This window comes from Longibacter sp. (genome assembly GCF_051155795.1).
Taxonomy (GTDB): Bacteria; Bacteroidota; Rhodothermia; order Rhodothermales; family Salinibacteraceae; genus Longibacter.
The window spans coordinates 1-12,564 of the sequence record NZ_DAXETW010000098.1; the positions used below are offsets into that span (position 1 = coordinate 1).

Sequence of the window (12,564 nt, forward strand, 5' to 3'; positions counted from 1 at the left end):
GATCCGGAGCGGTGCCTGCCGATTCCGTCGTCGCGGTCGCGACATTCAAGATTGCATCCTCACCTTAAAACCGTGCCCAGGCACGCGGTGGGGCCGAGCAGGTTGCTACCGCACGATCGTAAGACGTTCCGTTCGCCGCTTGTCATCAGCCGATAAGACCAGCAGGTACGTACCGCTCGCAAGATCTCGAGCCGTGAGCGAGTAGGCCTTTCGCCCGGCGCTCTGGGTCTGGTTCACGAGTGTAGCGACGCGTCGTCCGAGGACGTCGTAGATTTCCAGGCGTACGTCTGTGCGGTTGGGAAGCGTGTAAACAACGTTGGCGTGCTGCTGCACCGGATGCGGCGCGGCTCCAAGGAGGGTGACTTCCGACGGCAAGCTGCGGCTCACCTCGATCGGATCCGACAGCGTCCGCGAGCCATCTACGTCGATCTGCTGGAGTCGGTACGTGGCTTGCTCCGCCGTGAACGGCAGCGTATCGACGAATCGATAGTCCTGCCTCTCGGTCGTGGTGCCGGCTCCGTCAACCGTGCCGACCAGCTGGAACGCATCGTCTGCACGCAGGCGGCGCTGGACCTCGAAGCGAGCGTTATTGGTTTCGCTCAGCGTTTGCCACGTCACCGTCACGCGCCCATCGTCCGCAGTCGCGTTGAGCCCGGCGAGTTCCACAGGCAGCACCGCGTCGGAGGCCACGATGACCTCGACGCTGCTGCCGTCGGTCGCGCTGCCGTCATCCCGGATCCTGTACGAGAACGAATCGGTGCCGACGAAGCCCGCGTCCGGCGTGTATGTGAGCGTGCCGGCGGTATTGAGGCTTACGGTACCGTTGGCGGGCTGGGTGAAGCTGATCGCTGTGATCGGGTCGCCGTCGGGGTCGTAGTCGTTTTCGAGGATTCCGGGCTTGTTGACGGTCAGCGTGCGATCCTGAAACACGGAGTAGCGGTCCGTCACAGCCGTGGGGCTGCGGTTCGCGTTCGGCTGAACCTCGAAGGTGACGGTGCCGCTATCGGTCGCGTCCGCGTCGTCCCGGATGGTATAAGTGAACGAATCGGTACCCGCGAAGCCATCGTCGGGTGTGTACGACACCTCACCGGCAGTATTGAGGCTGACGGAGCCGTTGGCGGGCTGGGAGAAGCTAACCGCAATCAGGTCGTCCCCGTCGGGGTCGTAGTCGTTACCGATGATCCCCGGCGCGTCGACTGTCAGCGTCTCCCCGGACACCGCCAGATAGGTGTCGGATAGGGCGATGGGTGGGCGGTTCGTGTTCGTCACCTCGATCGTGACCGTGCCCGTCGTCTGGTTGCTGTTGCTGTCTCGGAGTGTGTAGGAGAAGGTATCGGTCCCTGTAAATCCGGCGTCGGGCGTGTACTCGATTGTGCCGTCCGTGAAGCCGTTGACGGTGCCGTTCGACGGGCTGGTGTAGCTGGATACGATGAATGACCCGGCCGGCGCTGAGTCATTCGCCAGCACACCGGGCGCGGCGACCTCGAGCGGTGATCCCGTTTCGGTACGGTACGCGTCCGGCATTGCCACAGGGGTCGTCTGTGACGCGGGAATCACCTCGATGGTCACACTGCCGGTGCTGTTGGCGTTCGCGTCGTCCCGGGTGGTGTAGGTGAACGAGTCGGTGCCCGTGAATCCGGCGTCCGGTGTGTAGGTCATCTCGCCGGCGGTGTTCAGGCTGACGGAGGCGTTGGCGGGCTGGACGAAGCTGGCAGCGATCAGGTCGTCGCCGTCGGGGTCGTAGTCGTTGCCGATGATGCCGGGGGCGTTCACCGTGAGGGTTTGGCCGGCGACGACGGAGTAGGAATCGTCGAGAGCGACCGGACGGCGGTTCGGGTCGGACTGAACCTCGATGGTCACAGTGCCGGTGTCTTCGGCGCCGTTGTCATCTCTCGCGCTGTATGTAAACGAATCCGTGCCGGTGAAGCCATCGTCCGGCGTGTAGGTCATCTCGCCGGCGGTATTCAGGCTGACGGACCCGTTGGAGGGTTGTAAGAAACTGGCGGCGATGAGGTTGTCGCCGTCGGGGTCGTAATCATTGCCGATGATGCCGGGGGCGTTCACCGAAAGCGTTTCCCCGGCCACGACGGTGTACACGTCGTCGACGGCGACCGGGTCGCGATTTGGACGGTCCGGGACCTCGATCGTAACCGTGCCTGCGTCCTCCCTACCTGCGTCGTCCCGGATGGTGTAGGCGAACGAGTCGGTCCCGGTGAAACCGCCGTCCGGCGTGTAGGTCATTTCGCCGGCGGTATTCAGGCTGACGGTGCCGTCGTCGGGCTGAGAGAAGCTGACCGCTGTGATGGAGCCGCCTTCGGGGTCGTAGTCGTTTTCGATGATGCCCGGCGCGTCCACCGTGAGCGTCTCGCCGGCCTCGACCAGGTAATCGTCGTCTACGGCAACTGGGGCGACGTTCTGGGCGGACACGGGACGCACGCCGGCGAACAGGAGAATTCCAGCGAGCAATCCGGTAAGCAGGCGACAACGGGGACAGGCAGACGCACACATAGAAATCGGGGGGCGTACGGGTGGGGACTCACCCTAATAGCGTCTTCGCGCACGCAACCCGGACAGAAGCCGATTCGTGGTCTTTAGTGTTGACGTGCGACGTCCTCGATTCGACGATCCTTCGGTTGATGATTCCGGCGTGATGCCGCACTTGTGGTACAAGCGCTAGGTCAAAACGCCTTTTCGTGCCATGGCGCGGGAGTAAACATACAGGCCGATCGTAATGAGCCAGAGAACAATCGAGAAGATCATCACCGAAGGGCCACCCATGATCGCCGTGCCGTCGGTCAGGACCATCGTATAGATGCTCGTTCCGACCAGTCCGACGATGGAGATGCCAAAGGCCCATTCCGCCCAGGCCTTTTTCAGCAGGAGACCGACCGAACCGGCGACCGCCCCCCACACACCCAGGGCCCAGACGGCGTTCGCCCACGCAGGAAATCCGTAGAAGTAGTCGAGCTGCTCCGCCGTGAAGTTCGACATGTACGCCTCGACCTGAAACTGCGTCATTGCATAGTCGAATGCGCCAAATGCATTCCACACAAGCGATAGGCCTCCGACGATCCAGAGGTGCTTCGGCGGGCGGGACGTGGCAGAAACGGGCTGGGAAGTCATGGCCGCACGGAGGGTCGGTGAGACGGACACGGTTACTTCCTGAAAATAAAAACCGCGAACATGGCGTCAAGCCGACGGACACAAATTTACTCCGTTCCGGAAAGGAATCGGTGCCGGGGGTACCCCTTGAAGCATATTTCTAAGGAATGGGCACCGCCACGCGTACTCGTCGCTTGTCGACTGCTGGACCGGAGAACAAGATCGTCCCTGGACCTCCCTCGCCGTATACTTACGGCGCTTCATCTACTTATGGCGCTTCAATGCGCCGGGCCGGACGTCGACGTCCATCACGCTGAATGGAGCGCACATCGGGTTTCGCTCCGACCGCCACGAGGCAGGGGCGTGCAGGGGAAACTAACTCAGTTCTGCAATGGCGTCGATCGTACGGTCGATCTCCCTTTCGGTGTTCAACAGGCTGGGAGCCAGCCGGGCGTACGTCTCCCGGTACGGTGTGGTACTCGCAACGATGTCTCGACGCCGGAGGTGGTCAACGACCGCGGTCGGTTCGTGGCCGCGCACGTCGAAGCAAATGATACCGGCTGAAAGGGAAGCTGACATCGGCGTGTGGAGGCGCACGTGAGGCAGCGACGCCAGTGCCTCCTTCGTACGTGTGTTCAGGTCGTGGATGCGGGTCTGGACCCGGCTCTTCCCGATGGCAAGATGGAACTGGAACGCTTCTCCGACCGCCCATCGATGCTCGAACGAATGAAACCCTCCTGGCGTGTGGACGGTCCCCGGTGTGATGTATGGCGTGTCGGGAGGAAGGGCTCCGATCCAGACGCCGACGCTGGGGCCGAACGTCGGGATAATGGGATCGAGTGCATCCCAGGCGTCCGCGCGTCCCCAGATGAGCCCGGTGCCGCGGGGGCCGAACATCCACTTGTGCGTCCCCGCCATGAGGAAGTCGCACCCCAGCTCGCCCACCGTCACATCCTCGATGCCCAGCCCGTGGACGCCGTCAACGCAGAACAAGACGCGTTCTTCCTTTTCTCGTCCCGCGTTGATGTCGTCGAGCGCGTCGGCCATCTCCGAGATCGGCAGTTTCACGCCCGTGGAGGAGTGGACCCACGTCACGGCGAGAACGCGCGTCCGGTCGGTAATGGACGACCGCATGCGGCGGACGACCATGTCGACGGAGGTTTCGGCCGGGTCGTCGTACAGCGCCACGGTGTTAATCTTTGCGCTCGATCGCTTCGCGCATAGGTTGAGCGATTCGATCGTGGACCAGTGGCCGTGCGGCGTCGTGAGAATCTCCTGGCCGGGCTGTAGGACGAGGCCGTTGTAGACGAGCCCGAGCCCCATCGTCGTGCTGTCGGTGAGCGCGATGTGTGCCGGATCCGCATCGAGGTAGGTACCGATTGCTTCGCGCACAGCCGGCTCAGCCGACTGGAAATGGTCGTGCCAGTACGTCGACGGATCTTCGTCGAAGCCCTTGCGGTGCCGCTCGATCGCCTCCGCCACCGGACGCGGGTGACTGGCAAGCAGAAAGCTGGCCATGTGGATGCGCGACCGGGTCAGCGCAAACTGGTCGCGAATGTCGGACCAACTCGTCGGATCGAATGTGCGACGCCGCTCACGAACGAATATGCGATCACGCTGATTCCGGATGGCTGGTGCCAGCGCGCCGAGGGCAGGAGCCGTTCCCGCGAGAAGGCCGGCGTGACGGAGGAAGTCTCTACGAAGCATGACAGTTCACGGGTTTAGAATGAATCAAGGTGTCCGCACCGTCTGCTTCCGGTGCCTGTACGGGGCGACGTCGCACAGGCGGCGTTATCGCCGCACCGACGGATGGGAGCTGCTGAAGCTTCCACCGTCGCGACAGCCAGCTGCATCGCGCGGTCATGCCACGAGCGACGAGGCTGAGACGCCCGCAGATCCGGCTCTGGATCGTACCAGAACCTGTGCACGCGCCGGGTACTGGTCCCCGTAGTTCTGACGTGATCCGGTGTAATCGCAGTCAGATACCGGGTGTAGGCCGTTCGCCGAGACGTCAACCGCTGCCGGTCACGGCCCAAGAGATTGCCACTCCATGGAGAGGAAGCCCGGCACGGTACGGGGACGAACAGAAACGAGACCTCCCTTGCACCGTACGAATAGTTGTCAGCACATGTAGTACTAAATGAGTGGCGAAACCGTATGGCAGCACTTCTCGACGTCCTGCAGCAGAGCCAGACGCTGGCGATGCTTGGTGGGCTCGTTGTGCTTCTTGTCTGGGAGCACGCGCACCCGTTTTTCGACTTTTTCCGATCCGACCCGAGGAAGCGCGGCCGCCATGCCGTTCGAAACCTGATCCTCGGTGGCCTCAATGCCGGGATCATCTCGGTCGTATTCGTAGGCCTGTGGGGCGCGGCCGCGATCTGGGCGGAGCAGCAGGGCCTCGGCGTACTCCACGGTCTCGACGTGGGGTTCGAACTGCCGGTCTGGGCACACGCGATCGGTGCGGTGCTTCTCCTGGACGCATGGACGTACGTCTGGCATCGGATCAACCACGGGATCCCGTTTCTATGGCGGTTCCACCGCGTCCACCACCACGACCCGCACATGGATGTGACGACGGCGAGCCGCTTTCACACGGGCGAAATCGTGCTCTCGTCCACGCTACGGCTTGGTATGATTCTTCTCCTTGGCATCACCCTCTGGGAGCTCGTTCTCTACGAAACGCTGATGTTCGCCGTCGTGCAATTTCATCATGCGAATATCTCGCTACCGGAGCCGGTCGACCGTGCGCTGCGCGTTCTTATCGTGACGCCGAACATGCACAAGGTTCACCACTCGCGTTTTCAGCCGGAGACGGACTCCAACTTCAGCGCGCTCTTCTCCTTCTGGGACCGCCTCGGGCGAACGTTTCGGCTGAACGATGACCCGTCCACCATCCGCTTCGGCCTGGACGGTTGGGACGACGACGGGGATCAAACCCTGGCCGGCATGCTTCGCGCCCCCCTGCGTCGGGTCGAGCCGTCAGGCGAGAGCGAGGCGGACCGGAAGGTGCAGGGCTGATGACGAACGACGGTCCCGTCACTCCACGAATCACTCCACCGGTCACTCCACCCGCGAGGCCGCGAACGCGTCGAAGGACATGTGATGGTAGGCCTCGGTGTGAATGTACGCGAGGATCCGGACAAGCAGATCGGGCGAGACAAACCCCGACACCGTCATCACCCGCTTCCCCGCGGCATCGAGAATCACAACGGCGGGCACCCCCTCTGCTCCCAACGCCTTTGCGAGTTGTCGCGACGAGAGGCGCCGTCCCCGGTATCGGTGCGTCGTGTCGCTATCGTCCCGGTTAATTCGCGTCAGGACGAACGGCAGGTCCGTGCCGGTCAGCACGGACGGGTAGGTCTCTCGCTTCATCTTGTAGCACCACCCGCACCACGGCGCGTAGACGTCGACGAGGATCCATCGGTCGGTGGAGTCGGCGACGGCGAGGGCGGTGTCAAACGAGCGCCACTTGATCGACTGTGCGGCCGACGGCTTGGGTCCGGCTGATGCATATCCCAGCACAGAGAGTGCGAGAATCAGTGACCATCGCCGGAGAAGGGGCAGGCGGTAGTTCCAGAGCATGACGCATCGTGGTAGCCGGAGAAGGAGGCTTGAGGCGAAACGACGCGATGCTCACCGCAGGTTGAGCCGGGCGCCGAGCGCGACGGTGCGCCCGACGATCGGTCCCCACGTATAAATCGTGTCGAAGTCCGGGCTGAAGGGCGTCTCCGCGTCCACAAGCGGGCTTCCCTGGGTGTAATCGAAGATGTTTTCGACGGAGAAAAAGACGTCGATGCCGATGCCGATGTCGCTGTTCACCCCCCCGAACGCTTTTTCGAGCTTCAGGTCGTGCGTCGAGTGGACAGGGGAGGTCCGGTTGCGTCCAAACGTCTGGACGTAGACGTCCGGCATTCGCTTCGGCCCGATGAGCTGTACTGCATAGCTGATGTCGAGGCCAAGCGAGCGACTCTGATACGTGGCGCCGGCCGTCCCCGTGTAGTCCGGCGCGTAGGTGATGGCCTGTCGCGTTCCACTCTCCTCCGTGTAGACGTCCGTCAGGGTGAACGCAAGATTATAGGTCAGCGGGAGAGCCGTCAGGTTCTGGTCGAGGCTGATGGAGAACCCGCGCGTGGCGGAAAAGCCGTCCAGGTTCTCGTAGACGATGAGGCTCGGGTCCTGGTCGTAGTCCGGGATGATTTTGTTGGAGAAGCGCGTGTAGAAGCCGTCGACCGCGACGGTGAGCGGGTTGGCGCCGAGGGGTAGAATATGCTCCACGCTGGCCGTGACGCTACGCGAGCGCTCCGGATTGAGATCTTCGGTGAAGACGACCTCGCGGGATCCGGTGAGCGCGGCATGATCCTCCGTGAACACATTCACGACGCGAAAGCCAGTGCCGCTTCCCGCGCGCAGGGTCGTCCGGTCCGACGGGCGGTATTTCAGGGATAGCCGCGGTGCCGAGATGGGCCCGTGCGCGGCGTGATGATCGATGCGAAGGCCGCCGAGGACCGTGACATTGCCCGCGCTCACCGTTGCCTGGCCGAAGATGCCGGGCACGGTGCGCCGGTCCGCGCCGGACGCCGTCGCCGGCGTGTTGTCATTATAGGTTTGATATCGAAGCGTGGCGCCTGCAAGGAGATCGACGGCATCCGACGCCGGCGCATCGTACGTCACCTGCCCGAACGAGATCGTCTGCTCCGCGACATAGTGCTCCGTACCGTAATAGCTGTCCTGGTCGTGGTAGGTGAAGGCGCCCGCCACGCGAAGTCCCTCGACGGATGGCGGCGTGTAGCTACCCATCACCTCGCCGCGTCGCGTGTAGATCGACTCCCCGTATGTACGGTCGGATCCGCGGACGTCGTCCGAGTAACCGGGCACGCCGCCCGTCCGGTTCTCCCCGTAAACCTTCGCCGCCACGGTGCCGATCGTAGCCCCCCGCTGGTTGTCGACAGTGGCTTTGCCGAAGAGGGCGACGCGCGAGCGTTTCGGGACGTCGGCGAATCCGTCGTTGTTGTCGTCGACGTAGTTCTCCATCTGTACGGCGTTCGCGCTCAAAAACCCCTTCACGCGTCCGGCAGACGGCGACACGGCGAGATCGACGCTCTTTTCCGCAGTGCTTCGTCCATACACCTCGGCGGAGACGGTCGGCGTGTTTTCCGGATCCTTCGTGATGATGTTCACGACCCCGCCGAGGGCCTGCGTGCCGTAGAGGGTCGACTGCGGCCCCTTGATGACTTCCACCTGGTCGATGATTGCCGGGCTGATGCCGTTTAGACCGTAGACACTGGCAAGGGCGCCCATGACTGGCATGCCGTCGATGAGAACGGCCGTGTTCGGCCCCTCGACGCCGTTGATGCGGATCGCGTTGGTGCCGCACACCCCACAGTTGAGTTGCGTCGTGAGACCGTTCACGTTCCCGATCACGTCCATCAGGTTGGAGCTCGCCTGCGCCCGCCGGAGTCGCTCGGCCGCCATCACGTCGACCTTTACGGGCGAATCCGTGACGTACTGCTCCCGCATCGTCGCCGTGACCACGACCTCGTCATTCCGGAGGACGGTGGGGTTCAGGGAAAAATCGACCCGCTCGGTCTCGCCGGACGCAAGGGTGACCGTCTCGCGCGCCGTCTCGAAGCCCATCGCCGAGACGATCAGCGTGTACGTGCCGGGCTTAAGGCCGGCGATGCGATAGCCCCCGTCCGACCGGCTCGCAGCCCCCTCCGTCCCATCCAGAATGCGCACGTTCGCCCCCGGGACGGACGCATCGTTACTGGTCACGGTGCCCTCGATCGTGGCCTGACCGTAGGCCGTCGGGACGAGCAACAGGAGAACGAGAGCTGTGCAGAATGCGCGGGGAACGTACATCGGATCGTTATTAGTCAACCCTAAATCATAGTTTTGGTGTAGCTAAAGTATGTATGTCGGGGTAGACGGTCAAATGTTGCAGACAAGACGGGCTGTGAAAGAATAGGCAAACGCTCCTGCTGGTCATGGGGGCGAGAAGGCGTTTCGCTCACCCGTGTACGGCTCGGAGAAGATCAAACGAATCGGGAATAGCGCCTGCGCGCAGGTGGACCACCCGTATGCTCACGAGGTATTCTGTATAACCATTCTAAATAAGAGGACGGTTGCCCTGTTGCCCGGGCCATTCCCGGTTTTTCCGGCTTCTCTTTGCCGGTCTTCGCCCGTCCGTTCGTTCCATCACCCACCGAGGTCCCTCGCACCCATGCGTACCCTGTCCCTTTTCGTTTCTCTTTTCCTGATGATTGCCCTGGCCGGCTGCGGCGGCTCCGACACGGAGACGCCTGACACTGCCACCGAATCGGCAACGTCGTCGACAACCGAGGCGGTCTCCGACGTCACCATCGAGCCGGCGGGCAACCAGATGAAGTACGAGCAGACCGAGTTTACCGTGGAAGCCGGCACGGAGGTGTCGCTCACGTTCAACAACACCGCGACGAGCCCCGCGATGAAGCATAATGTCGTGATTCTGACCGGAACCGGTGACGACCTCGTGCAGCGGGTCGGCGAAGCGGCCATGCAAGCAGCCGGCAACGACTACGTTCCGGAAGACGACGCCGTCCTCGCGGCGACAGGCCTCGCCGATCCGGGGGAGAAGGTCAGCATGACCTTCACGGCCCCCAGCGAGCCAGGAACGTACAAATTTATCTGTACCTTTCCGGGGCACTACATGATGATGCAGGGAACGATGCGTGTGGTGGCCGGCTGACGGTGATTGCCCCTGCTTTGCCTGAGCGACGCCCCGTCGACCCAGGGCCTTCCGCATGCCGGCGGCCCGGACGGCGGGGCGTTTCTGTTTTCCTGCGATATCGGCCCGGAATGCCGGGCTCGATTTAACGGGTTTTCCGTTCGTGACGGCGCGTCTGGCGACGTCGGATTGCACCATTTGACCGGGCCCTCCGTACGCACCTTTGAAACCGTTTCCGGCAAAGGAATCTCGGCGTTCGCTTCTGCGAACCGCGTCGACTGAACACGCGGTCCGGTAGACGGACGCACGGCGAGAACGATCGCAGCGCATGCGACGTGATCGCGTGCCGGCTTCGATGCCTCTACCGGCCGAACGGGTGGTTCTCGAATCGGCTGTCCCGAGACGGTGCTCTCTCCCTCCGACGTGCCCGCGGAGCAGGCTTTGAAGACCTCGTCTTCTTCGTATCGCCTACCCTTCACAAACTGCGCAGTGACTATGTCAAACGACTCTCCCTCCCACGACGCGTCTATGGAAAACACAAGTGAGACCGGCGGTTGCCCGGTTGTACACACCAACGGTTCGTCCAACGCGCAGCGAAGAACGCCTGCGACGAACCGCAACTGGTGGCCCGACAGTCTCGATATCGAGATCCTCGACCAAAACGCCCAGGACGTCGGCCCCTGGAGGGGCGACTTCGACTACAACGAGGCGTTTCAGGACCTGGACTACCCGGCGCTGAAGCAGGATATCGAGGACGTGATGACGACCTCGAAGGAGTGGTGGCCGGCCGATTACGGGCATTACGGTCCACTCTTCATCCGGATGGCGTGGCACGCCGCCGGCACGTACCGCACCACGGACGGTCGCGGCGGTGCGTCCGGTGGACGGCAGCGGTTGGCCCCGCTCAACAGCTGGCCGGATAACGCCAACCTCGACAAGGCCCGGCGTGTGCTCTGGCCGGTGAAGCAGAAGTACGGTCGCAAGATCTCTTGGGCCGACCTCATGGTGCTGGCCGGAAACGTCGCCCTCGAATCGATGGGCTTCAAGACGTTCGGTTTCGGCGGTGGTCGGATCGACGACTACCAGCCCGACAAGTCGATCGACTGGGGCCCGGAAGACGAGATGGAAACGTGGGACCGGTTCAACGAGGAGGACGAACTCGAAGGCCGCCTCGGCGCAACGGTGATGGGGCTCATCTACGTCAACCCCGAAGGGCCCGAAGGCAACCCGGATCCGGAGTGGTCCGCTCAGCGGATCCGCCTGTCGTTCGGCCGTATGGCCATGAACGACGTGGAAACCGCCGCCCTCATCGCCGGCGGGCACACGTTCGGCAAGGTGCACGGGGCCAACACCGACGACCACGTCGGCGCCGAGCCCGAAGCCGCCTCGATCGAGCAGCAGGGCTTCGGCTGGCAGAACGCGCACGGCACCGGCAAGGGGGCCGATACCATCACCAGCGGCATCGAAGGTCCCTGGACCGCGGCGCCGACGCAGTGGGACACCGGCTACCTCGACAACCTGCTCGATTACGAGTGGGAAGCGCACAAAGGGCCGGGCGGCGCATGGCAGTGGAAGCCGGTCGACGAAGAGCTCAAGGCTACCGTGCCCGACGCCCACGATGCGTCGAAGAAGGTCGACCCGATGATGCTGACGACGGATATCGCGTTGAAGCGGGACCCGGCGTACCGCGAGATCATTGAGGACTTCCGCGACAACCCGGACACGTTCCAGGACGCCTTCGCCCGCGCCTGGTTCAAGCTCCTGCACCGCGACATGGGGCCGAAGGATCGCTACCTCGGGCCGGAGGTGCCGGAGGAAGACCTGATCTGGCAGGACCCCGTGCCCGCGGTCGATCATGATCTGATCGGTGACGAAGAGATCGCCGAGCTCAAGGAGACGCTCCTGGACTCGGACCTGTCGGTCTCCCGTCTCGTGAAGACCGCCTGGGCCTCCGCGGCGACCTATCGCGGGAGCGACAAGCGCGGCGGCGCCAACGGCGCACGGATTCGCCTGGAGCCGCACCGCAACTGGGAAGCCAACGAGCCCTACGAGCTGTCCCGCGCGCTGATGGTATTGGAAGGCATCCAGAACGACTTCAACGACGGTCGCGATGACGACGTCCGCGTCTCGCTGGCCGACCTCATCGTGCTCGGCGGCTGCGCGGCGGTGGAGCAAGCGGCGGCCGATGCCGGCTACGACGTGGAGGTGCCGTTCGAGCCGGGGCGCACCGACGCCACGCAGGAGCAGACCGACGTGGAGTCGTTCGAGCCGCTCGAACCGAAGGCCGACGGCTTCCGCAATTACATCGCCGACGACCTGGAGCGGGACTGGACGCCCGAAGAGTACCTGATTGACCGGGCCGACCTGCTGGATCTGACGGCGCCGGAAATGACGGTGCTGGTCGGCGGCATGCGCACGCTAAACGCCGTCCACAAGCAGGCCGACGGACACGGCGTCTTCACCGACCGGCCGGAGCAGCTCACGAACGACTACTTCGTTCACCTGCTCGACATGGACAATAAGTGGGAGCCGGTCTCCGACGATAAGGAGCTCTTCGAGGTCCGGGACCGAGAGACGGGCGAAACGAAGTGGAGTGCCACCCGTGTTGACCTCATCTTCGGCTCCAACTCCCGCCTCCGCACGATCGCCGAGGTTTACGGTGCCGCGGACGGGGAGGAGAAGTTCGTTCAGGACTTCGCCGATGCCTTCTCCAAGGTCATGCACCTCGACCGGTTCGACCTGGCGTAGGTCCGTCGGGC

At 63.4% G+C, this 12,564-nt stretch carries 8 protein-coding genes; 3 read left to right on the forward strand and 5 right to left on the reverse strand.

Annotated features, from left to right (window positions below):
* Nucleotides 1–105 precede the first annotated feature (105 nt).
* The 3 genes from ACFCU0_RS10550 to ACFCU0_RS10560 all read right to left on the reverse strand — a co-directional run bounded on the left by ACFCU0_RS10550 (nucleotide 106) and on the right by ACFCU0_RS10560 (nucleotide 4,809).
* Complete coding sequence (locus ACFCU0_RS10550) at nucleotides 106–2,427, reverse strand: Ig-like domain-containing protein (protein WP_434973632.1); 2,322 nt, start codon at nucleotides 2,425–2,427, stop codon at nucleotides 106–108.
* 246 nt (nucleotides 2,428–2,673) lie between these two features.
* On the reverse strand, nucleotides 2,674–3,123 hold the full coding sequence (locus ACFCU0_RS10555; protein WP_434973633.1) for a hypothetical protein: 450 nt from the start codon (nucleotides 3,121–3,123) through the stop codon (nucleotides 2,674–2,676).
* 354 nt (nucleotides 3,124–3,477) lie between these two features.
* Nucleotides 3,478–4,809 (reverse strand): aminotransferase class V-fold PLP-dependent enzyme, encoded by a 1,332-nt coding sequence (locus ACFCU0_RS10560; RefSeq protein ID WP_434973634.1) that lies wholly within the window; start codon nucleotides 4,807–4,809, stop codon nucleotides 3,478–3,480.
* 450 nt (nucleotides 4,810–5,259) lie between these two features.
* Between ACFCU0_RS10560 and ACFCU0_RS10565 the strand changes: the two genes are divergently transcribed.
* Entirely contained in the window at nucleotides 5,260–6,120 is an 861-nt protein-coding gene (locus ACFCU0_RS10565) for a sterol desaturase family protein (RefSeq protein ID WP_434973635.1), read from the forward strand.
* Nucleotides 6,121–6,162: 42 nt separating this feature from the next.
* On the opposite strand, the gene ACFCU0_RS10570 is transcribed toward ACFCU0_RS10565, so the two are convergent.
* Together ACFCU0_RS10570 and ACFCU0_RS10575 are read right to left on the reverse strand one after the other, a co-directional pair.
* Nucleotides 6,163–6,684 (reverse strand): thioredoxin family protein, encoded by a 522-nt coding sequence (locus tag ACFCU0_RS10570; RefSeq protein WP_434973636.1) that lies wholly within the window; start codon nucleotides 6,682–6,684, stop codon nucleotides 6,163–6,165.
* 51 nt (nucleotides 6,685–6,735) lie between these two features.
* Entirely contained in the window at nucleotides 6,736–8,961 is a 2,226-nt protein-coding gene (locus ACFCU0_RS10575; RefSeq protein WP_434973637.1) for a TonB-dependent receptor, read from the reverse strand.
* 361 nt (nucleotides 8,962–9,322) lie between these two features.
* On the opposite strand from ACFCU0_RS10575, the gene ACFCU0_RS10580 reads away from it, so the two are divergent.
* Nucleotides 9,323–9,826, forward strand: a complete 504-nt coding sequence (locus ACFCU0_RS10580) for a plastocyanin/azurin family copper-binding protein (RefSeq protein ID WP_434973638.1) — start codon at nucleotides 9,323–9,325, stop codon at nucleotides 9,824–9,826.
* A 507-nt stretch (nucleotides 9,827–10,333) separates the two neighbouring features.
* Nucleotides 10,334–12,553 (forward strand): catalase/peroxidase HPI, encoded by a 2,220-nt coding sequence (katG, locus tag ACFCU0_RS10585; RefSeq protein WP_434973639.1) that lies wholly within the window; start codon nucleotides 10,334–10,336, stop codon nucleotides 12,551–12,553.
* Nucleotides 12,554–12,564: the final 11 nt, after the last annotated feature.

Coding starts and splice junctions, on each gene's coding strand:
- ACFCU0_RS10570 (WP_434973636.1), bottom strand. CDS start 6,684: ATGCTCTGGAACTACCGCCTGCCCCTTCTCCGGCGATGGTCACTGATT.
- ACFCU0_RS10560 (WP_434973634.1), bottom strand. CDS start 4,809: ATGCTTCGTAGAGACTTCCTCCGTCACGCCGGCCTTCTCGCGGGAACG.
- ACFCU0_RS10555 (WP_434973633.1), bottom strand. CDS start 3,123: ATGACTTCCCAGCCCGTTTCTGCCACGTCCCGCCCGCCGAAGCACCTC.
- katG (WP_434973639.1), top strand. CDS start 10,334: ATGGAAAACACAAGTGAGACCGGCGGTTGCCCGGTTGTACACACCAAC.
- ACFCU0_RS10575 (WP_434973637.1), bottom strand. CDS start 8,961: ATGTACGTTCCCCGCGCATTCTGCACAGCTCTCGTTCTCCTGTTGCTC.
- ACFCU0_RS10565 (WP_434973635.1), top strand. CDS start 5,260: ATGGCAGCACTTCTCGACGTCCTGCAGCAGAGCCAGACGCTGGCGATG.
- ACFCU0_RS10580 (WP_434973638.1), top strand. CDS start 9,323: ATGCGTACCCTGTCCCTTTTCGTTTCTCTTTTCCTGATGATTGCCCTG.